The organism is Cryobacterium psychrotolerans (genome assembly GCF_900101115.1).
Lineage (GTDB): Bacteria > Actinomycetota > Actinomycetes > Actinomycetales > Microbacteriaceae > Cryobacterium > Cryobacterium psychrotolerans.
On sequence record NZ_FNFU01000006.1, the window covers coordinates 1 to 19604 of the forward strand.

General features: G+C 64.7%; 19 protein-coding genes, 3 pseudogenes and 1 riboswitch. Of the genes and pseudogenes, 13 read left to right on the plus strand and 9 right to left on the minus strand.

All coding sequences use genetic code 11. The annotated features are described in order from the left end of the window. The coding region (locus BLQ39_RS06860) for a hypothetical protein (protein WP_143006459.1) at positions 1 to 541 on the minus strand (541 nt) is incomplete at its 3' end. A 235-nt stretch (positions 542 to 776) separates the two neighbouring features. Here BLQ39_RS06860 and BLQ39_RS06865 point away from each other — a divergent pair. Continuing rightward, complete coding sequence (locus BLQ39_RS06865; RefSeq protein ID WP_134575344.1) at positions 777 to 1139, plus strand: hypothetical protein; 363 nt, start codon at positions 777 to 779, stop codon at positions 1137 to 1139. Between the two features lie 367 nt (positions 1140 to 1506). Here the strand turns inward: BLQ39_RS06865 and BLQ39_RS16255 are convergent, their stop codons facing one another. Then, positions 1507 to 1938 (minus strand): transposase, encoded by a 432-nt coding sequence (locus tag BLQ39_RS16255; protein ID WP_092322783.1) that lies wholly within the window; start codon positions 1936 to 1938, stop codon positions 1507 to 1509. A 96-nt stretch (positions 1939 to 2034) separates the two neighbouring features. On the opposite strand from BLQ39_RS16255, the pseudogene BLQ39_RS06875 reads away from it, so the two are divergent. The 4 genes and pseudogenes from BLQ39_RS06875 to BLQ39_RS06890 form a co-directional block, all read left to right on the plus strand. After that, positions 2035 to 2289, plus strand: a pseudogene (locus BLQ39_RS06875) (integrase core domain-containing protein); the annotation flags it as partial. Positions 2290 to 2342: 53 nt separating this feature from the next. After that, positions 2343 to 2636 carry a sigma-70 family RNA polymerase sigma factor gene (locus BLQ39_RS16220; RefSeq protein ID WP_092322785.1) on the plus strand — a complete coding sequence of 98 codons (294 nt, stop codon included), beginning with the start codon at positions 2343 to 2345 and terminating at the stop codon, positions 2634 to 2636. A 207-nt stretch (positions 2637 to 2843) separates the two neighbouring features. Next, the gene (locus tag BLQ39_RS06885; RefSeq protein ID WP_174775369.1) at positions 2844 to 3233 is read left to right on the plus strand and encodes a DUF7882 family protein; all 390 of its coding nucleotides are present in this window, start codon (positions 2844 to 2846) and stop codon (positions 3231 to 3233) included. 52 nt (positions 3234 to 3285) lie between these two features. Next, positions 3286 to 3789, plus strand: a complete 504-nt coding sequence (locus tag BLQ39_RS06890) for a hypothetical protein (RefSeq protein WP_092322786.1) — start codon at positions 3286 to 3288, stop codon at positions 3787 to 3789. Between the two features lie 85 nt (positions 3790 to 3874). Here the strand turns inward: BLQ39_RS06890 and BLQ39_RS06895 are convergent. Next, positions 3875 to 4027: pseudogene (locus BLQ39_RS06895) on the minus strand (SulP family inorganic anion transporter); the annotation flags it as partial. 241 nt (positions 4028 to 4268) lie between these two features. Between BLQ39_RS06895 and BLQ39_RS06900 the strand changes: the two are divergent. After that, entirely contained in the window at positions 4269 to 4619 is a 351-nt protein-coding gene (locus BLQ39_RS06900) for a hypothetical protein (protein WP_092322789.1), read from the plus strand. A gap of 323 nt (positions 4620 to 4942) precedes the next feature. Here the strand turns inward: BLQ39_RS06900 and BLQ39_RS15565 are convergent, their stop codons facing one another. Further along, positions 4943 to 5128: a hypothetical protein gene (locus BLQ39_RS15565; protein ID WP_134491973.1), complete on the minus strand. Its 186-nt coding sequence runs from the start codon at positions 5126 to 5128 to the stop codon at positions 4943 to 4945. Between the two features lie 448 nt (positions 5129 to 5576). Beyond that, positions 5577 to 6527, minus strand: a complete 951-nt coding sequence (locus tag BLQ39_RS06905) for a sigma-70 family RNA polymerase sigma factor (protein ID WP_092322791.1) — start codon at positions 6525 to 6527, stop codon at positions 5577 to 5579. Positions 6528 to 7026: 499 nt separating this feature from the next. Here BLQ39_RS06905 and BLQ39_RS06910 point away from each other — a divergent pair, with 499 nt between their 5' ends. After that, a complete protein-coding gene (locus BLQ39_RS06910) occupies positions 7027 to 7716 on the plus strand; it encodes a response regulator (protein WP_092322793.1) in 690 nt (229 codons plus the stop codon). On the opposite strand, the gene BLQ39_RS06915 is transcribed toward BLQ39_RS06910, so the two are convergent. Further along, positions 7713 to 9365, minus strand: a complete 1653-nt coding sequence (locus tag BLQ39_RS06915; RefSeq protein WP_241982926.1) for a GAF domain-containing sensor histidine kinase — start codon at positions 9363 to 9365, stop codon at positions 7713 to 7715. The genes BLQ39_RS06910 and BLQ39_RS06915 overlap by 4 nt on opposite strands. A 1000-nt stretch (positions 9366 to 10365) precedes the next feature. On the opposite strand from BLQ39_RS06915, the pseudogene BLQ39_RS15570 reads away from it, so the two are divergent. After that, positions 10366 to 10485 (plus strand): annotated as a pseudogene (locus BLQ39_RS15570) (IS3 family transposase); the annotation flags it as partial. Positions 10486 to 10570: 85 nt separating this feature from the next. Here the strand turns inward: BLQ39_RS15570 and BLQ39_RS16105 are convergent. Continuing rightward, positions 10571 to 10705 (minus strand): hypothetical protein, encoded by a 135-nt coding sequence (locus tag BLQ39_RS16105; RefSeq protein WP_256332716.1) that lies wholly within the window; start codon positions 10703 to 10705, stop codon positions 10571 to 10573. 225 nt (positions 10706 to 10930) lie between these two features. Further along, positions 10931 to 11004, plus strand: a riboswitch (cyclic di-GMP riboswitch). An 18-nt stretch (positions 11005 to 11022) separates the two neighbouring features. On the opposite strand from BLQ39_RS16105, the gene BLQ39_RS06925 reads away from it, so the two are divergent. Further along, positions 11023 to 11592 (plus strand): metal-dependent transcriptional regulator, encoded by a 570-nt coding sequence (locus BLQ39_RS06925; protein WP_092322796.1) that lies wholly within the window; start codon positions 11023 to 11025, stop codon positions 11590 to 11592. A gap of 123 nt (positions 11593 to 11715) precedes the next feature. Further along, the gene (locus BLQ39_RS06930; RefSeq protein WP_092322797.1) at positions 11716 to 13335 is read left to right on the plus strand and encodes an alkaline phosphatase D family protein; all 1620 of its coding nucleotides are present in this window, start codon (positions 11716 to 11718) and stop codon (positions 13333 to 13335) included. A 52-nt stretch (positions 13336 to 13387) separates the two neighbouring features. Here the strand turns inward: BLQ39_RS06930 and BLQ39_RS06935 are convergent, their stop codons facing one another. Continuing rightward, positions 13388 to 14056, minus strand: a complete 669-nt coding sequence (locus BLQ39_RS06935) for a helix-turn-helix transcriptional regulator (protein ID WP_241982925.1) — start codon at positions 14054 to 14056, stop codon at positions 13388 to 13390. 177 nt (positions 14057 to 14233) lie between these two features. On the opposite strand from BLQ39_RS06935, the gene hxlB reads away from it, so the two are divergent. Continuing rightward, positions 14234 to 14893, plus strand: a complete 660-nt coding sequence (gene hxlB, locus BLQ39_RS06940) for a 6-phospho-3-hexuloisomerase (protein WP_241982924.1) — start codon at positions 14234 to 14236, stop codon at positions 14891 to 14893. 48 nt (positions 14894 to 14941) lie between these two features. Further along, a complete protein-coding gene (gene hxlA / locus BLQ39_RS06945) occupies positions 14942 to 15565 on the plus strand; it encodes a 3-hexulose-6-phosphate synthase (protein WP_092322802.1) in 624 nt (207 codons plus the stop codon). A 41-nt stretch (positions 15566 to 15606) separates the two neighbouring features. Here hxlA and BLQ39_RS06950 read toward each other — a convergent pair whose 3' ends face one another. Further along, positions 15607 to 17910, minus strand: coding sequence for a putative bifunctional diguanylate cyclase/phosphodiesterase (locus BLQ39_RS06950; protein ID WP_167738561.1), 2304 nt, complete (start codon positions 17908 to 17910; stop codon positions 15607 to 15609). A gap of 286 nt (positions 17911 to 18196) precedes the next feature. On the opposite strand from BLQ39_RS06950, the gene BLQ39_RS06955 reads away from it, so the two are divergent. Continuing rightward, a complete protein-coding gene (locus tag BLQ39_RS06955) occupies positions 18197 to 19549 on the plus strand; it encodes a putative bifunctional diguanylate cyclase/phosphodiesterase (protein ID WP_092322806.1) in 1353 nt (450 codons plus the stop codon). Positions 19550 to 19604: the final 55 nt, after the last annotated feature.

A 19604-nucleotide genomic window follows, 5' to 3' on the forward strand; every position in this document is an offset into this window, starting at 1 on the left:
GGAGCATCTCCGGGGTGACGCCGGCGGCTGGTTCGCCGAGGCCCTTGCGGAGGAAGCCGGCGGTGTCGAGGCCGATCCGGCCGGCGGTGACGGCGTCGCCGAGTGGCGCGTGCCAGGGCGCTTCGAGGGCGGCGGCCGGGAGGTCCCACTCGGGGTGTTCCGCGGCCTGGTCGGCGGCTTGTTCGGCGGCTTGTCTGGCGAGCTGTTCGGCGGCTTCGGCTTCGGCCATCATTGTGCCGACGTCCACGAGTCGGCGGGAGTCGGCTCGGGAGCCGCCGGAGAGGGACTGCACCATTGCTTCCGGGCTCAGGTGGCCCTTGCGGCGGGCCAGGCCGGCCTGGCCGAGGGCCCAGTCGGAGCGGCGGGCGATCTCGGCTGCGGACAGGGCCGCGTATTTCGTGGTTTCGCCCACGTGCGCGGCGATGCTCTTGTGGGTGGCCTCCAGGTCGTCGTCGGTCAGGGCGGCAAACGCGGCTGCGTCCAGCCGCTCGCCGGCGAGGGAGCCGGTGAGGGAGCTGAATACAGCTTCGATGCTTGACATACTGAGATTCTCTCAGCACCCACCGACATCCGCAGTTATGTTCGACCGTGTCGCGACAACCTCACCCGGACCCGCCCTGTGGAGGACAAGAGCGAGGAGAAGAGCGAGGACACGAGTGAGGCCAAGCGGGAGGCGTTCTGCCACAGCGACGACGATGGCCCCGCACTCACCAACACTCAGCCCACCCCCAGCCACACCCCTTGCCCCCACCGCACACCGGGTAAAGGGTGACAGCATGAAGAGAATTTCGTACAGTGGGGCGTCGTTCCTGACAGCTGATCGAGTGGCCGATTCTCTCCTGCTCCTGGTCGCCGCGATACGCGATCACCACGGCGCCGAGGTGGTCGAGCTGCCGGCTGTCGGGTTCGGTGGCGAGCCGGTGGTCGTGCAGCTCGTGGTTGGCCCGGCGAGCGAAATCATCAGCATGTCCGAGGGCACACCGGAGGCCGAGACCGGCAGCACCGAACCCGACACGACCGAGGTGGTCGATTATCTGCGCGGCCGCATCCAGAACTTGTCCCTGACTCCTCGCCTCACCCTCTTCGAGACGAAGGCGGACCCTGACTCCCTCGGTTGGGACGACCTGGATCTTGCGTAGGGGCGAGCCTACGGGCGCGCGCCCGTAGGTTCGACACACAACACCCAGCGAGCGGATGCCCCGGCGCAGGCAATCCCGCGACGCCAACTCGTTCCGTCAGAAGCCGCAAGTGCTTCTTGATGTGCGAACGGCATCCGTTGGGGTTTCGGTCATGCCCTTGGTCCGCTTCGCGGCGCGGTTCTCTTTGATTGCGCCCGTCAAGTTCTTGAGACAATCTGTTGTGTTTTTTTCTGCGCCGCTGCCTTTTGGTGGCGGTCGTGGTGAGCGGCCAGCGCGGCGGCTGGTTGTAGACCTCCCTTGTGCGAGTGAGGGCGACGCCGTTTATCCTTGCTTCGCGGCGAAGAAGGCGCTGAATTTTCCTAGGAATTCAACCTCTCAGCTCAGCATTCTCGGCTTGCAAGGCATTGTGTTTGGCCCACTCAACCGGGCCAGGCTCGGCAGCGTCGGCCTCGGGGTGTTCCTCTTTCCAGACGCGAACCCAATTGCCCAGCGTCCCCTCGACAACACCGATCTCGGGGGCAACTTGATCGATCGGTCGGCCTGATGAAATGACCAGCTCTACGGCCTCGGCCCGGAACTCGGCACTGAACTTACGACGATTCGACATGAAACAGATACTCCTTACCTCACAACTCACAATGGCGGACCAGTGAACGCCCACCGATGATCGCACCCACCCAGACAGGACACGGGCCGCAACGGGGGCCCGGGTCACAGAAGCCCCGGGGAGGGCAGTGGCCGACAAGGCGCAAGCGCCGCCAATGGCCGTCGGCGTCGTCATTGCTGCCCACTCGAGCATCGACGTGAGCGGATTATCTTGGGAGAAACCCGTTATCCGGAACCGCGCCGCCAACACAACCGCGAAAAGACACCATGGCGTGCTCGCCTGCGGGTGCTGAGGAACAACGGCATCACTGGGTCGATGGGACGCGTCGGCGCGTGCGGCGACAACGCCGCGATGGAGTCCTTCTTCGCGCTCCTGCAGAAGAACGTCCTCGACCGGCAGCGCTGGACGACGAGGGAGGAACTGCGCCTCGCGATCGTCGTCTGGATCGAGCGGACCTACCACCGGAAGCGCCGGCAACGCCGCCTTGGCAAGCTCACCCCGATCGAGTTTGAGACCATACACATGGCCCTCAAGGCCGCCTGAAACCACTAACCCCTTGAGTCAACTGAACTCGGGGCAGTCCCAAATTCGACTTCATGGTCGGCTTCAAGTTCTCAACTTATGCGACGTGGTGGATCCGCCAGTCCATCCATCGCGACATGGCCGACAAGGTACGGATGATTCGCGTCCCCGTGCACACGGCTGACAAACTCAACAAGATCAAACGGACCCGCCAAGAGCTCACCAGCATGCTTGAGCGTGACCCAACCGTGGGGGAACGATTTCATGACCGGTTCCAGGGCGTGACCGGGGAACGCGTCCGCCAGATCGAGAAGCGCGCGCTCGCCCTGCTGCACGTGCCGCGGCTCGAACGGTACCTGCGGGACTGAATGCACGAGGCTCGCATCCTGCCATTCAGGTTCGCCCGATGGGCTGGGATCGGCTTCGGGGCGTCCTTTCCCGTCGGCGCGCGATTGATCAAGCGCGTTTGTCGTGTCTTCCTGCCATGTCCGCCAGAAGGGGGACTTTGTGCCCTACTCCTGGGGCGGGCCGATTCTCGACAATCGAACCATGACAACAGAAACCGGGAGCGCAGCATGGGGTCTCTAACCTACGATCGCGTTGTGGTCGACATCGACGATCGAACCTTGACCCATGTTCAAATCGTCGTCATCCAGAAACTTCGTCGCGGGGAGAGCTTCTCGCTGTCCTGGAACGACTCCGCCCAGGGGGGAGGCGGCCGCAGCTCGGTGTGGCTCAACCCCGCCATCCCCCTCTACTTCAAATTCGCCGGCGGGAGCGTGCCCACCATCAATCCGCACTGGCTCGAGGAACTCACCCGATCCGCAGCCAGTTCCCAGGGCCTGGTGATCTCCAGCGAGCGGATACCAACGCTTGAATCTGAGGTTCCGCCGCGGGCCGGTCGGTCATCCGGCCCCCGCCTCGCGGTTCGCCCAGCCCGGACGCTGGCCGTGACACGATCCTGAGATCTTCGCATTCCTCAACTTTCCCATTTTCTCGCCCCACCCCGGAGGGGTCATGAATAGCGTCAGCGCGATCGTCAAGCCGATGAGCGCAACCATGCGTGCGAAGTCCAACGCCGGGCCGTCGCCGGTCTTGCCAGCCGAGACGCCGGTGCGACTAGATGCGAAGGCAGACACACGCGTGGTTACAGACGAGTTCCTCATTCAGAACCTCGGACCCCGGCGCCGAGAAGCTTTCAAGACCCTGATCGGCCGCGCCGTACCTGAAGAGCAGGTAACCGCCGCATTCGACGACACGTTGTCACAGCAAGACGATGACCTCAGTTTGTGTCTGGTGGCGGAGACCCACGCAGGCGCTCTCCTCGGCCTCGCGCGCGCCCACGGGCCTGTCGATATCGACGAGGACGCTGTGCTGATTAGCAGCCAAATTGCGGTCCTTGACCTCCTCATCGCGAGCTCGGAGACGGTGGGCGATGCCCTGCTGATCCAGCTTGCAGGGTCGGTCGATCAGATCGGCTGCGGCCGGCCTATGGCATCATTCTCGACGCAGACTGCCTGATGCGGAGGCCCAAAAACCGGACGAAACAGCTAATTCCTGCACGGAGGTTCCGGTTTTCACAAACCCGGCCCCCTTCAGCAGGTGGTTAGTGACCGGCGCCCATGTTTCCGGCGAGCCGGGTGTGCATGGTGGGGCTGGATTCGTTGAGGCCCTCGATCACGGCGCGTTTGCCGTGGCGCTCGTACTTGTTCGTGATGGCGTCGAGGGCGGCGACCGTTGATGCGTCCCAGATGTGGGAGTTGGGTGGTTTTGAGGTCCCCAGTGCTACATGTCGCAACCTCGCAACCTCGCAACCTCGCAACCTCGCAACCTCGCAACCTCGGGACCTTTGGCCCTGTGAGCTGAGAAGTCCGTGTATCACACTGATTCCACGAGGCTGAACTCACCGCTTCAAGGCCACCTCAGGTCATTCAACACGGGCGCTTCCGGGCGCTGCAACTAGCTTCGGTCCGCAACCAGACAAGAGAAGAGAAATCGCGATGAGAACCGATGAGCGTGAAGTGCGGACGCCAGACGATGTCCAGCTCACCCAGATCTCCGACGGCGAATGGAGAGTGAGCGACCGACGAGTGCCCTGGGACAGTCCTTTCTCACTCATCGGCTTCATCAGTCTGAACGCAGACCAGCACGAGGTGCTGGAGTTCGGTGATCCCATGCGAACCTTCTTCGTCGGCTCCATGGCAGAGGCAGAATCCATATTCGCCCCGCCAGCTGGTGATTTCGTAAAACGTCAGCCGACACGAGAACCGCGATCCCTCGACGAACGCCTCGAACGCGTGCTGCCACAGTGGGCCCGTGGACAACTCGCCCTCTTGCACAGCCGGGGCTGACGCAGGGGCGTCAGCGAACGACGAGGCACCGTTTCACGGCGAATGAGCGCATCGCGATTCTGGCCGAGGAGAACGCGATTCTCGGCATACCCATGCAGGTCAGATCGCCGACCGTCTGGAACGCTACTCGTTGGAGGGGGTTTGCGGAACGCGGCCGGGATCGCTTGCTGATCCGGCAGCGGCGGGGTCCTGATTTGTGAGCTCTTGGCCAGCGCGGACAAGAGCTCTGATGCTTTTCCCAGCACCTCAACCGCGCTCTCCGACTGCTCCAACTGAGCCTTGCCCAGCACAATCGGAAACCTGCCCGCAGGGGAGTGCGCTGATTAGTTCGAACGGGATTCCAGCGCAGTGACTCGTTGGAAACGCCGTCCAAGTTCTGCGTCGTAGGCTTCCTGACCGCCGGCTTTGACGATGAAGCCAGGGTGGTCGGAGTAGTGCTCCCAACGGTCAAGGTCAGCGCGTGCTGCCCCGAGTTCCTTCAGTGTCGGTGCGGAGGCATCAGACTGCATGGCTTGAGTATGGCGTGGTCAGGGCCAGAGAACTCGAGCCGAGGCCATGATCCGGGGGCATTGACCCAGGATCCACTGTCGCATTCATCAAGGAGGCGACGTTGACCCCCGACTTCATCGTGTAGCCGCCGCTCTCGATGCCAGCCTTCACCGTGCGAATCCCAAATGCCCGGTTGAGGCGCCCAGGGGCACCCGAACTGGTTCGCGTCCCACTGTCGTGTGGTCACATCCTGAGCATTTCAACACGTAGCGAGGAAGTGTGTCTCTCTCGACATGGGCCGGGTTTGGTGTTAGCCGCGCGTGTGAGCGGCAGTAGGGGCACGTGAGTCTCATTGAATATACTTCCCGCTCAGCGAGCATTCGAAGATAGGGCGAAGGTCAGGGGTTTTCCGTGGAGCCGTAAAGATCGGGGAGGAGGGTTGGCTAGCGTGACCGCTCCGCGCACGTCCTAATCGATCAAGTACGATCGCAAGCGCGGAACGGCCAGCAGCGCCAACGCGCGTTTCTCGATCTGTCGGACTCGTTCGCGGGTCACACCCTCGACTACGGCCACCTGCTCCAGGGTCCGGGGTCCATCGCCGTTCAGTCCGAAGCGGGCGCTCAGGATCGACTGTTCCCGTTCCGGCAGCGCCGTGAGGTAGAAGGAAATATCCGTCGTTCGCAGGGCGAGCATCCCATACTCGTCGGGTTGCAGTGAGTCACCGTCGATGATCAACTCCGAAATGTCACCGTCTCCGTCACCAACCGGCGCAGACAGAGAAATCGGTTCCTGATCGTACTTCAGCAGTCTCGACACGTCGTGGGGCAGAATATCGCTGGCCTCCGCGATCTCTCCCACGGTCGGCTCACGCTCAAGCGTGTTGGTGAGGTCCCGGCGGATCCGTTTTATCTTGTTGAGTTTCTCGGCCGTGTGCACCGGGACGCGAATCATTCTCACCTTGTCTGCCATGCCGCGGTGGATGGACTGGCGGATCCACCACGTCGCATAAGTCGAGAACTTGAAGCCAGCCATGTAGTTGAACTTCTCCACCGCACGCATCAGGCCCATGTTGCCGTCCTGGACAATATCCATGATGAGAGCGCCACGACCGGAATAGTGTTTGGCGATGCTGACCACGAGCCTCAGATTGGCCTCGATGAAACGCTTCTTCGCGCGCTTCCCATCATGGGCGAGCCACGCCAATTCGCGCTGGTGAACCGTGTCGGACACGCCTTGGTGCAGCTTCTCGGCCGCGAAGAGGCCCACCTCGATTCGCCGGCCGAGGTCGACCTCGTCCTCAGCGGTGAGCAGCGATTCCTTGCCGATCCTGCGCAGGTAGTCACCGAACGGATCCGTCGATCCTGAGTTATATCGGGCGCGTGAGGACGAAGTCGAGGATGCTTGCAGGGCCGCGCTCATGAGAGTGCCTTCCGCGCATCCCGCATCAAGGCGAGTAAGCCCGTCGATGAGACCGGAGACAGCCGGGCCTGTCCAGCGGTCCGGACCGAACCATAACGAAGCAGCGTATTCACAGTTATTTCCCCCCAGCTGATTGTCATTCAAGTGGTGCTCTCGTGCACGTTCTGACGCCAGGCTTCCGAGTCTCTGTTTCGTTCTTCACCCGATCACGCTGACATTTCTCAAGGTACGGGCCCGATTCGGCTGAACTGTAGAGCAATAAGTCCTCGGTTTCGCGCTCTTCGGGTGTGCTTGCCACACCGGAATCGACCTTTCTCGGTGGCGCCGCCCAGAAGGGGGGCCGGGGACTTCACCCATCTCGAACACACTGGACTTTATGCTCTAGTTCGGTTGCGTCCCGGCGCGCGACAATGGTCTGAACGGGCGAACCCGTTGCTGGAGTACATCGCGTCCGCTTCTGTGGGCAGTGACGTACTCGCGGACTTGGTGAAGGAGAAACATGGATGAGGCATCAGCGTCATTGTCGGGTGAAGCGCAAGGCTCCGGATCTCTGATCCGAGTGTTCATCCTGGACGACCATGAGCTGGTGAGGCGCGGGCTGCGGGAGCTGCTGGCGGAGGAGGGTTTCGAGGTTGTCGGGGATACCGGTTCGGCGCAGGACGCAACCGAAAGGATCTTGGCTTTGCGTCCGGACGTGGCAATTCTGGATGGTCGACTCCCGGACGGCACCGGTGTGGAGGTGTGCCGCAATGTGCGGTCAACCGCACCAGCGGTCCAGTGCCTCATCCTGACGAGTTACGACGATGACCAGGCGCGGAGCGGTGCTGTCCTGGCCGGCGCCGCGGGCTACGTGCTCAAAGAGATCCACAGTGCCGATCTGCTCGACAAGATACGCCGGGCCGCGGCCCATGAGACTCTTTTCGACCCCAGGGACAGGGCGCGGATCTTTGAGAACCTCGCGGACCCGAATCTGCGGGATCCGCGGTCGGCGCCGCTGACCGATCAGGAACGGAGGGTACTCAGCCTGATCGGTGAGGGGCTCACGAACCGGGAGATCAGCAATGCGATGTTCCTGACCGAGAAAACGGTCAAGAACTATGTGTCGTCGATGCTGGCGAAGATGGGATTCCACCGCCGCACCCAGGCGGCGGTCTTCGTCGCGAGGGGCGGGGACAAACCGCGACGCTAAACCCTGCGGATTGGCGCGGACCACACGAGGCGGGTTCCTTCCCCCGGGACGCTCGAGACGGCCATACGCCCGCCGCAGGCTTTTGCTCGATGTTTGAGGTTGTCCAGGCCGCTGCGCTTGACTGTTCCCGAGAAGCCGTGTCCGTTGTCGGAGATGAGGAGCTTCACCCGGCCTTGCCCGACCTTCACGGAAACGTCGATCGAGGTTGCCCCGGAGTGGCGCGCGGCATTGCTGAGTCCTTCGGAAATGACGGCCAGCAGGTTCTCCGACAGGAGGACTCCGATATCCTCGCTGAGAGGACCTGAGAGAAGCACGCGCGGAGAGAAAGGAAGCCAGTCCGTCTTGTCCTTGATGGCACTCAGGATCCGGCTATTCAAGGTCTCTGTTGTGGGGGAGATTCCGCTGAGTGAGTGAATGGTGCGTCTCACTTCGCGAATGGTTCCATCCAATTCTTCTGTGACCGTCTCGATTCGCTCGAGGGCTCTGACGTCGCTTGTGAAATGACGGATGCCCTGCAGGCTCAGACCAGCCGCAAAGATCCGCTGAATAACGACGTCGTGCAGGTCGCGGGCGATCCGGTCACGGTCGCCGAAAACGGCCTGCTGCTCTCTCGCCTGGTTGATCTGGGTCAGTTCGAGCGCCATCGCCACATGCGCGCCGAACACGGCGCCCATCTCGACGTCGGTTGGACCGAATCCTGAGGATCCGGCGCGCCGGGAGAGCACCAACACCCCACCTCGTCCGCCGCGACGGTGGACCGCCGCCATCAGCGTTGGGCCCATCGCCGGCCCCTCGTCGACTCCGACGCCAATCCTACTGAAAACGAGTGGAGACTCCCGCAACGCCATCGCGGGCCCCCGGATTTCCAGTTCGGCCAGAGCGGAGGCACGGATAGCCGCCACGCGGCCGACGAGAGCCGCCGCGCCTGGCCCCGCGGCCGCCACGCACGACATCTGGCTGTTCTCCTCCGTCGGGAAACCCAGGAAAGCGAAGTCCGCCCCGGTTTCGAGCATGGCCCGCCGGGCTACGAGATCGAGGCCCTCCTGGTTTTCGTTATCGACAGAGTCCAGGATCCCTCTGGCCACGTCCACGCCGGCCTCGAGTTGCTTCCTGCGCAGTTCGGACTTCTCGAAAAGACGCGCGTTCTCGATGGCGACGCCCGCCGCTGCGGCCAGCGCGACCACCAGTTCCTCGTCCGACGAAGTGAAATCGCCCCCGCCACGCTTTGCGGTGAGGTACAAATTCCCGAACACAACATCCCGAACGCGGACGGGAACACCCAGAAACGACACCATGGGTGGGTGGTTCGGTGGAAACCCCGCTGCCGCGGGATGCTTACCCAAGTCGTGCAAGCGGAGCGGCCGTGGCTCGCGGATGAGTAAGCCCAGAACCCCGTGCCCGGTCGGAAGCGGCCCAACGAGCTTCGTCGTTTCAGCGTCGAAACCGACCGTGATGAACTGGTCCAGGGAGCCGTCATCGCCAATCACACCCAGCGCCCCAAACTCTGCATCCACGAGCTGGCAGGCCATCCTGACCAAGCGTTCCAGCACGATCTCCAGGCTCAGGCCCTCGGCAACGATGGACAGAGCTCCAACTAGACCACGCATGCGGTCAACGACCGCTGCGAGCCCCTCGGCAGGAGTCGCCACCCCAGGCAGGAGACCCTCACTCCCCAGGACACGGGTACCCGGCACAGTCTGGTCGTGATGCCGATCCATCATTTGGCTTGCTCCGCATGCTCGTTATCGCTTCGACCAGCGCTTATGCACGGCGGCCACGGTCTGGCTTGCTCTCCCGCAACCCTCTCATGTGCGAGCCAGAACCTTGCGGCACTCTTGGGTGGTTTGACACACACCATCTAATACATTCCACATCAGCGCCTGACTCTCGCCTCCGTCAAGTTGTCCCCGAGGCGAACGCAACTCGGAAACGTTCGGCGTGACGGTAAATCCACAGCCGGATCAACCCGGTACGTCCTTTCCCTGGACTGGCATTCCGCTGGCCGAGTGAATTGAGAAGTCGGCGTCAACGCCGTGGACAAAATCTAAGTCGGGAAGACTGACGCAAACGATGCGACCGCGGACTCGAAACGATCAAACATGAGATGCCGTCGTGGCGCCTCCATGTTCATGACTTCAAAAACAGGACCACGTTTCTCAATGTAACCGAGCACCTTCTCGGGCGACCTTTCATTCCGCCGGCGATCACCCACACGCCACTCATGATCGGACAGACTGCAGACCTCGAGATCTGCCGCTGCGCACGGTTCATGCCACTGATTCGACACTGAATCTCCTTCGTGGGGAGTAATACGGACCGGCGCTGCCTCGACCGGCTCCGATGCCGCTCCCGGCTCGACCCAACATATCCCTCAATCATCACGGCGCCCCCAGGTGCCGTGAATACAGCGGCTACCCGCTGTCGTCCCGGAAGCTACTGAGCATCGGAGGCCCATCGGCCTGCTTGATGTTCTGATTGACGTGGAGCACGTCGGCTCCATGAAGCCACGCCCTCACACGAACGCGGATACCGCGGCCACCCGCTTGCCCGGTTCCACTCACGCCAAACAGGGGCCGGATCGACACGTGCGCCCTCCGAGGACGAGCCCTCGGGGTGCTGCTCCTCGTGGATTATTCGGCCAACCACGACGCGATGGGCCTCGTCGGAGCCTGCGGTGACAAGGCCGCGATGGAGTCGTTCTTCGCGCTACTGCAGAAGAACGTCTTCGACCAGAAGCGGTGGGCAACCAGGGAAGACCTGCGCCTCGCGAGCGCGGCCCGGCGAGCGAAATCATCAGCATGTCCGAGGGCGCACCAAGGACCGAGCCCGGCAGCACCGAGCCCGTCAGCAGCCGCTAGTGCTTCTTGATGTGCGAAACGGCATCCGTTGTGGTTTCGGTCATGCCCTTGGCCCGCTTCTCGGCGCGCTTCTCTTTGATGGACCTTCCCGGCTTCTTGTCATGGTGCCGGTGCGGTGATTTGTCAGGCATTTCGTGCTCCCTAACTGCGGGCCCGGGATGACTCCGCGATGACCCTCACCCAAAACGGTACGCCGATTCCGAGCGAATGTCACCAGCCGAACGATGCAGAAACCGTGCGGCGCGCAAGACCGAAAACGGGGGACAGACTCCCCGTTGTGGGGCTTCCCCCGGGCCGTGCCGCACTGTTAGGTTCAGGAGGGGCGATCACTGGATCACCGCGGCGGTTCTCTACGCCAAACGAAATGGCACACTCGTCGTAAGGCGGGGTCGCAAAGGCACGGGACCTTCGGGTTAGCCGGCCCACCGAATTGGATGGATCGACCCGGATGACTGCTCAGGCCTTGTTCGCAGCGCCCACCAGACCGGCCAACATCAGCCCAGCCGACACCAGGCCGGCGGATACCAGGCCGGCCGACATCACGGCTGCCGCACGCGCTCGCCCGATCGGCACGGCGGGTCGGCGCCGGATCCTGCAGGCCTTCCTGATCCAGACCCTCGGCTACACCGGCGACGACGCGCGCGGTGAGGTGGAGAATCTGGAGCGCAGCGTCTCCGACGCGATCGTGGAGCGCATGGACAACCACCTCCGGGCATCCGCCCCCGCAACCCCGACCTCGCCCCCGACGCAGGCTCGCCCGGTGCGCCCCGTCGTGATGAAGCTCACCGATGCCACGGCCGGCGGGGAGATGGCCATCGTGCGCGTTTCCGACGCCGTGCCGACCCTGCTCGCCTATCTGGCCGAGCTGGGCCTGGCCGCCGGAACGCGACTCACGGTGCGGAAGCATCGCTCGAACTCCGCGGTCATGACGATCCAGGTCCGGGGTCAGGCCGGGCAGATTCACCTCGGCAGCGTGGCCTCCGATGCCGTCTGGGTCGAAGGCGCCGCGGCGGCCTGAGCCCGCGGCGGCCTGACGGCCGGATCCAATCGCATCCCTGACCGCAAGGCAGGGCACCTTGCCTTGCCTCCAAGTTCATCCTGGAGTCACTGGGGGTTTATGTAGTGCGGCAAGGGTGGAACGATGACAGAATTCACCCGCCGCTCCATGTTCACCGTTGCCATTGCCGCGGCCGGTCTCGCCGTCGCCGCACCTGGTGCCGCCGGGGCCGCCCAGGCTGCCCGTCCCGCGGCCATTCCCCTGGTTCGGAACCGTTTGACCTTGCCGAGCGGGATATCCACGGGCGACGTGACCACCGATTCCGGAGTCCTTTGGTCCCGCGGGTCCGGACAGGGTCTGCTGGTCGCTACCCTGCGCGCGGTAGACGACGGCGGGTCTCCGCTGGGCGGCGGCCGTGCCTTTGAGCGCGTCCTACGAGGCAGTCCTGCCAGTGAAGCCACCGATTTTACGTCCAGGATCAACTCTCGGGACCTTCCTTCGGGAACGCATTTTGCCCTCAGTCTCCAGTTTGAGGATGTGGACGGGAACCTCGGTGAGGCTGCGCAGGGCTCTTTCAGCACGGCACCGGGCCAGGGCCGGCACGGCAGCGGTTCCGCCCCGCGGCGCCAGAGCTTTGTGTGGACTGGCGACACCGCTGGTCAGGGGTGGGGCATCAATGAGGAGATCGGTGGCATGCGTGGTTACGCCGCGATGCACGCTACACGACCGGATTTTTTCATTCACTCGGGGGACACCATCTACGCAGACGGCCCCATCCAGGCCCAGGTGACCGAACGGGACGGGAAGCTGTGGCGGAACATCGTCACCGAGGAGGTGTCCAAGGTGGCCGAGACGCTGAAGGAGTACCGGGGGCGGCACCGCTACAACCATCTGGACGCCAATCTCCGGGCCATGTACGCGGATGTTCCGGTGATCGCCCAATGGGATGACCATGAGACGCATAACAACTGGTACGCCGGCCAGATCCTGACCGATGCCCGCTACACCGAGCGGCGCGTTGATGTTTTGGCCGCCCGCGCCCGCCAGGCCTGGCAGGAGAACCAGCCCATTGCCCAGCTGACCGACGGCAGCACCGGGTTTGAACCGGCGCGCATTTACCGCAAGATCTCCCGGGGACCACAGCTGGACATCTTCTGCCTGGATATGCGCACCTTCAAGGACCCCAACACCGATGGCAAGGAGGCCCAGCAGACCAACATCCTCGGCCAGGAACAGGTCGACTGGCTCATCCGGGAGGTGCGCCAGTCCACGGCCACCTGGAAGGTGATCGCGGCGGACCTGCCGCTTGGCCTCATAGTTTCGGACGGCCCGGTGAACCAGGAGTCTCTGGCCAACCGGGACAACGGTGCTCCGCTGGGCAAGGAGCTGGAGATTGCGGGCGTGCTTTCCGCCTTCAAGCGCCACCGGGTGAGGAACGTCGTGTGGCTCACCGCGGATGTCCACTATTGCGCGGCGCACCACTACTCGCCGGAACGGGCGGTGTTCCAGGACTTCGACCCGTTCTGGGAGTTCGTGGCTGGGCCTATCAACGCCGGCAGCTTCGGTCCCAACCAGATGGATGGAACCTTTGGTCCTAGCGTGGAGTTTTACCAGGCCGGCAGCTACGCCAACGAGTCACCTCGCAGCGGCGAGAACCAGTACTTCGGCCACGTGGATCTTGGTGAAGAGGACGTGTTTTCTGTGAGTTTGCGCAACGCCAACGGTGCGGTGGTCTGGAGTAAGGAACTTCATCCGGAGCGCTGATCCCAGCGGACTCGGCAGCGATGCGGCCGGTAGCGGTGGTCACGACCACCTGTCAGCGCGTAAGCGCGCCGAGTTCTGCGCGAGAACGTGCGCCCGCTTTCCGCAACAAGTTCGACACATGGAACTTCACAGTGTTGTTGCTGATATCCAGTTGCGACCCGATCTCGCTGTTTCGTGCACCCGAAACGACAAGTCGCAGCACCTCCCTCTCCCTGTGCGACAGGGCGACGACGTCTTCGAGCGGCTCGGGTTCGTTCGGGGGATCCAGCGGCAGACGCACCTCTAGCAACGACCCCCAGCCCGGAGTCGACGACACCGCGAACTCACCATCTAAGGCACTCACCCGCTCCGCAATCGGGCGGAGGGAATCATCGTGGTGCGACAGATCTCCCGCACCGTCGTCGCGAATGCCGATCAAAAGATTGAGTCCGTCGCAGTCCCATTGGATCCTCACGCGGCGGGCAGCGCCACTATCCACGAAGGCGAGCACTGCACTCCGCACGATCGCGCGTGCCGCGTGAGCTACTTCGCCCGGCAACGCCCTGCCCGTGGCCGGCGGTTCCACAAACTGGACCTCCAGGTCCCCAAACCGTTCGAGAGGGCGCAGGTCATTCCGTAGGCGGGCAAATGCACCCACGACCGGTTCGAGCATTGTTCCGCGCTGTTGATCTGTGGTCATCCGAATCTCCACCAGAGCGGTGGCGGCGATATCTATGGTCATTGTGCGAGCCGCCTTGTCGTCCACCCGCGAGGATCGAAGGACAGCCAAGAGGGACTCGAGTGTCACTGCGTGGCGGTCGGCTTGTTCGGAGACAGTTCGGGCGTGCTCGAGAAGCAGCCGACGCGACGCGGGGGAGGGGATCGACGAGTCTTCGATTCGAGTGGTCACCCACCCATCTTGCCCTACCTACCCAATCGGGTAGTAATACTGGTCTGTCAGGTGGGGGCCTCATCTGGGGCGCTGCGCGAGCATGGAGGCATGGACGTATTGAACACCGGCGCTGATTCCTCGCTGACGCGCATCGTGCGTGAACTCGACTCCGTCATCGAACGACTGGTTCACGACGATCCGTACGCGCTCGGGGTTCTCGCCGATTTAGTCGCCGAGGCTCCGCGCGTCTTCGTGCTCGGCGCCGGCCGGTCGGGGCTAGCCCTGCGCATGACCGCGATGCGCCTCATGCACCTCGGCCTCGACGTTCACGTGGTCGGAGAAGTGACATCCCCGGCCATCGGAAAAGGGGATGTGCTACTAACCGCAAGTGGCTCGGGCACGACCGCCGGAATTGTTCGCGCGGCAACCACCGCAGTGCGTGCTGGAGCGCTCGTGGCGTCGATCACCACCGCGTCACAATCACCACTGGCGCAGCTTTCCGTAGCGACTGTCATCGTGCCTGCCGCCGACAAGCGCGACAGATCCGGAAACGCCTCCGCGCAGTACGCGGGCAGCCTTTTCGAACAGACTGTCGTGATCGTCGGGGACGCACTTTTCCACGCGCTCTGGCGCCGAAGTGGACAGAACGCGGACCAACTTTGGCCTCGCCACGCAAACATCGAGTAATCGGCGTCCCCTTTTCCCTGTCTATCCACCCGAAACAAAGGAAGAACAATGAAACTCCAGTTCGCCATGGACACCCTCACCACCGAGGCCGCACTTCAACTCGCCGCCGCCGCGGCACCGCATGTCGACATTCTTGAGCTCGGCACCCCGCTGATCAAGAGCGCAGGCCTTTCGGCCATCACCGCAGTGAAGGCCGCCCACCCCGACAAGATCGTCTTCGCCGACCTGAAGACCATGGATGCCGGCGAGCTCGAAGCCGACATCGCCTTCACCGCCGGTGCCGACCTGGTGACCGTGCTCGGCTTGGCTGGCGACAGCACCATCGCCGGCGCGGTCAAAGCCGCGAAGAAGCACGGCAAGGGCATTGTGGTCGACCTGATCGGCGTCAGCAACAAGCCCAAGCGTGCCAAGGAGGTCGTGGCGCTCGGCGCCCTGTTCGTCGAGATGCACGCCGGCCTCGACGAGCAGGCCGAAGAGGGCTTCACCTTCTCGACGCTGCTTCGCGACGGCGAAGCCTCGGGCGTGCCCTTCTCGGTGGCCGGCGGCATCAACGCCTCCACCATCGCGTCTGTGCAGCAGTCGGGCGCACAGGTCGCCGTCGCCGGTGGCGCCATCTACGGCGCCCCCGACGTGGGTGCCGCTGCCGCCGAACTCCGCGCCGTGATCGTCTAAGAGAGGAAAGAGCGCAGGCGGCCTGAGGCGCGCCTCGCAGTTTACGAGTAGGCCGCCGGTTCAGGCCGCACACCCGCCGGATCGCGGCTCGCCAACCAGGCGTCCAGCTCGGCCGCCGGGATCGGCCGCGACATGTAGAAACCCTGCGCGACGTCGCACCCGTAGCCGGCGAGGTCGGCGTAGGCGACGCTGTCTTCGACCCCTTCGGCGACCATCCGCAGGCCGAGACTGTGCGCGAGGGCGATGGTCGAGGCCACCAGCGCCGTCGCACGCGGGTTGTCGGCCATCGGCATCACGAACGACTTGTCCAGCTTCAGCTCGTCGATGGGCAGCTCGCGCAGGTAGGCCAGCGAACTGTAACCGGTGCCGAAATCGTCAACGGCGATCCGAACGCCGATGGCGCGAAGCCGGGTGAGGATGGCGTGCGCCCGGTCCCGGTCCGCCATCAAGAAGTCCTCGGTAATCTCGAGCACGAGAACGGATGGCGCCAGCCCGCGTTCGGCCACCATCGCACCGATCCGATCGGGCAGGTCCGCGTCCACGAGCGAGCTGGCCGACAGGTTGACCGCCACAGACAGCGCCCGGCCCTGCGCCTGCCAGGTCGCGGCCTGGTCGAGGGCCTTCTCGAACACGATCTGGGTCATCGCCGGCATCAGGCCGGCCTCCTCGACGAGCACGAGGAACGCATCCGGGTAGAGCAGGCCGCGCCCCGGATGCTCCCAGCGCACGAGGGCCTCCACGCCGCGCACGGCGCCGGTGGAGAGGTCGACCTTGGGCTGGTAGTGCAGCACGAGCTGGTCGTCGAGCAGCGCCCTGCGCAGCTCATCCAGGGTGCGCAGCCGCTCCCCGCCGTGGCTGTCGTCGTCGTCGTCGAGGTAGACGTGGTGCCCGCTCCGGGTCGACTTCGCCTTGTACATCGCCATGTCGGCCTTTCGCAGCAGCACGGTAAGGTCCTCGCCCTGCTCCGGGTACATGGCGATCCCGATGCTGGCACTGGCCTGCAGGGTGATCCCGGCGAGGGTGAACGGCTCGGCCAGCGCCGCGCGCAGCTTCAGGGCAACGGTTTCGGCCTGGCCGATGTCGCATCCGTCGAGGTGGATCGCGAATTCGTCCCCGCCCAGCCGGGCCAGCAGGTCAGCGGCGCGCAGCTGACCCAGCAGCCGAGCGGCGACCTGCTCCAGCAGCCGGTCGCCGACGTCGTGGCCGAGGCTGTCGTTGACCTCCTTGAACTTGTCGAGGTCGAGCAGCAGCAGCGCGCTCCGGCGCCGCTGGTCCGCGGCCAGCCGAGGCGGCACCTCGGTGTACAGCGCTCGTCGATTCGGCAGCCCGGTGAGCTCGTCGGTCATGGCCTGGCGGTGCATGTCGGCGAGCCGGATGCGCTGCCGGAACACCAGGGGAGCGGCCGCCAGCACGAGGGCCAGGCTGGCGAGCGCCACGGCCAGGGGTGGGACGTCGAGCTCGCTGGCCAGGATGAGCACCGTGAGCGCACTGACGGTGGCGAGCACCGGTACGGTCTGGGCCGGGATCGACCGCGCCGAGACCGCGCGCGTGCTGCCTCCGCGCGCTGAGCCGGCGATCCACCAGGCGATCAGGGCGAGACCGGTGGCCCAGCCCATGTCGAGGGGGGTGCCGAGAACATACAGGCCGGTGAGTTCCAGCAGGGCATAGCCGACGTCGGCGGCGGCGAAGATCATCAGGCCGAGCACGAGCAGAATCCACCGGGAACCCACGCTTCGGCCCTGGGAGGCGCCGATGCCGACGAACGCGGCCACGAGCAGCAGGTCGAACAGGGGATAGGCGACGGCGACCACCGTGGCCAGCGAGGCCGGGCCCTCGACGGCGGAGCCCAGAATCGGGTCGAGCAGCACGGCCAGCACGGCGGCGGCGGTGAGGCATCCGAGGGCGCCGTCCAGCACCACGGGCCAGGCCATTTTCCGCGCGTTGCGGCCCACCAGCACCGCCAGCGCGGCGAGCATCAGGGGGTAGAAGCCCAGGTACCCGATGTCGGCCAGCGACGGATACGGCAGCGTCACGCCGCCGGCGCTGGCGAGCACGTAGTAGGTGTCTCCGGCCGCGAACGACGCCATGGCGACCGAGGCGAGCACCAGCTCCAGCTGCCGGAATCGTGCGCGGTACAGCGCCAGCCCGCCCACGAAGACGGGAACCCACACGCTGAGCAACCCGAGCCAGCCGTCCACCAGGGGGCTGAACCCGTCGTCGCTGCCGAACGAGATGCCGGCCAGGTACAGCGCCAGCACGAGCGCCATGACCCAGCTCGGCCACGAGCCGAATCGTGCGCCGGCCCGTACCTGTTCGGCCTGAGCCGCTTCTGCGATCGCCACCATGGCGGCCCCCATATCGTTGATTCACGTTAGCCGAATTCGGCTCGGCTAAATCCCACCGCGCAGGCGCGGCATAGCCGCCGCGCAGCCGACACATGAGCGCCACGCGTCCCAGTTCCCCGCTTGGGGGGTAGGACGGTCGTCCCGCCGGCAACGGGGGTGTTAAGGTTTCCAGAGGCACACTCGCCGCGACGCGAGCTCGACCAATGAAACTGGGCCCCATGAACCACCTTGCACCATCGCGCACACGGGATCCCCGAAGAGGCACCGCTCCCAGCGAGGTGCAATCGTGACCGTCCATCCCTCCGTCGCAGATCTGTTGCGCCGCGCCGAAGACGCCGAGCTCGCCCGCCGCGCACACCACGACGCGCTCACCGGGCTGCCGACGAGGCTCCTGCTCACTCAGACCCTCGAGCGGGTCCTGGCCCGGCGTGTGCCAAATGGTCCCGTCGCCCTCCTGCTCATCGACCTCGACAATTTCAAGTTCATCAACGAGTCCCTGGGCCACGACACCGGCGACGCGGTGCTCCTGCAGGCCGCGCAGCGGCTGGTCGCGGCGACCCGTGCCCAGGACACGGTGGCCAGGCTGGGCGGCGACGAGTTCCTGGTGCTGTGTGAGAACACGGATGCCGCGGGAGCGGGCATGGTCGCCGAGCGCATCCTGCACGCCATCCAGCTGCCCGCCGACGGGTACGGCGCCGAGGCGCGAGTGACCGGTTCCATTGGAATCGCCGCCGCCGCCCAGCGCCACGGCCCCACCGACCTGCTCCGGGAAGCGAGCGCGGCGATGCGGCTCTCGAAGAGCCGCGGGGGCAACCAGACAACCCTGTTCGACCTCCGGGTGGGCGGGGAGGCAGGGCGCCTGCTCGACATCGAAACCGCTCTCCGCGAGGGTCTCGAACGAGACGAGCTGGTGCTGCACTACCAGCCGATCCATACCCTTGCCGACGGGTCACTCAAGGGCGTCGAGGCGTTGGTGCGATGGAATCGCCCAGAGCACGGTCTCGTTCCGCCGGACGACTTCATCCCGATCGCCGAAGACACCGGCCTGATCGTGCCGCTGGGCGAGTGGGTACTGAACGAGGCCCTGCGGCAACTCAGCGACTGGAAGCGAGCCGGAGTGGTGCCGGCCGATTTCACGATTTCGGTCAATCTCTCTCCGGTTCAGCTGCTGCACGCGGGCCTCGTCGACCTGATCGATGCAACGATCGCCGAACACGGTCTCACCCATGACGACCTCGTGCTGGAGATGACCGAGACCGCGCTCATCCTGGACCGCTCGACGATGATGGACACCGTCAGCGCCCTTGCCGAGACCGGCGCCTCGCTCTCGATCGATGACTTCGGCACCGGATACTCCTCCCTCTCCTACCTTCGCTACCTCCCCGCCAAGCAACTCAAGGTCGACCGCTCCTTCGTCGCCGGCCTGACGACCAACCCCCGTGACGCGGCACTGGTCGCGGCGGTCGTGCGTCTCGCCCACGAGTTCGGGATGACCTGCGTCGCGGAAGGAGTCGAGACTCCCGAACAGCTCGAGCACCTCCGACTCCTCGGCTGCGACCTCGCCCAGGGATATTTCCTCGGCCGCCCGGCTACGGCAGAGGTGCTGACCCGCGCGTGGGCGCCGGCCACGGTGAACTGAGCAAGGGTCAGGCCCCAGACGTCCTGGATCTTCGGTAGCCCCGCCCCGCGCCCGC

Coding starts and splice junctions, on each gene's coding strand:
- BLQ39_RS06950 (WP_167738561.1), bottom strand. CDS start 17,910: ATGGTGGCGATCGCAGAAGCGGCTCAGGCCGAACAGGTACGGGCCGGC.
- BLQ39_RS06930 (WP_092322797.1), top strand. CDS start 11,716: ATGACAGAATTCACCCGCCGCTCCATGTTCACCGTTGCCATTGCCGCG.
- BLQ39_RS06935 (WP_241982925.1), bottom strand. CDS start 14,056: ATGACCATAGATATCGCCGCCACCGCTCTGGTGGAGATTCGGATGACC.
- BLQ39_RS06910 (WP_092322793.1), top strand. CDS start 7,027: ATGGATGAGGCATCAGCGTCATTGTCGGGTGAAGCGCAAGGCTCCGGA.
- BLQ39_RS06925 (WP_092322796.1), top strand. CDS start 11,023: ATGACTGCTCAGGCCTTGTTCGCAGCGCCCACCAGACCGGCCAACATC.
- BLQ39_RS15565 (WP_134491973.1), bottom strand. CDS start 5,128: ATGCAGTCTGATGCCTCCGCACCGACACTGAAGGAACTCGGGGCAGCA.
- BLQ39_RS06900 (WP_092322789.1), top strand. CDS start 4,269: ATGAGAACCGATGAGCGTGAAGTGCGGACGCCAGACGATGTCCAGCTC.
- BLQ39_RS16255 (WP_092322783.1), bottom strand. CDS start 1,938: ATGCTCGAGTGGGCAGCAATGACGACGCCGACGGCCATTGGCGGCGCT.
- BLQ39_RS06885 (WP_174775369.1), top strand. CDS start 2,844: ATGGGGTCTCTAACCTACGATCGCGTTGTGGTCGACATCGACGATCGA.
- BLQ39_RS06905 (WP_092322791.1), bottom strand. CDS start 6,527: ATGAGCGCGGCCCTGCAAGCATCCTCGACTTCGTCCTCACGCGCCCGA.
- BLQ39_RS16220 (WP_092322785.1), top strand. CDS start 2,343: ATGGTCGGCTTCAAGTTCTCAACTTATGCGACGTGGTGGATCCGCCAG.
- BLQ39_RS16105 (WP_256332716.1), bottom strand. CDS start 10,705: ATGCCTGACAAATCACCGCACCGGCACCATGACAAGAAGCCGGGAAGG.
- hxlA (WP_092322802.1), top strand. CDS start 14,942: ATGAAACTCCAGTTCGCCATGGACACCCTCACCACCGAGGCCGCACTT.
- BLQ39_RS06865 (WP_134575344.1), top strand. CDS start 777: ATGAAGAGAATTTCGTACAGTGGGGCGTCGTTCCTGACAGCTGATCGA.
- BLQ39_RS06890 (WP_092322786.1), top strand. CDS start 3,286: ATGAATAGCGTCAGCGCGATCGTCAAGCCGATGAGCGCAACCATGCGT.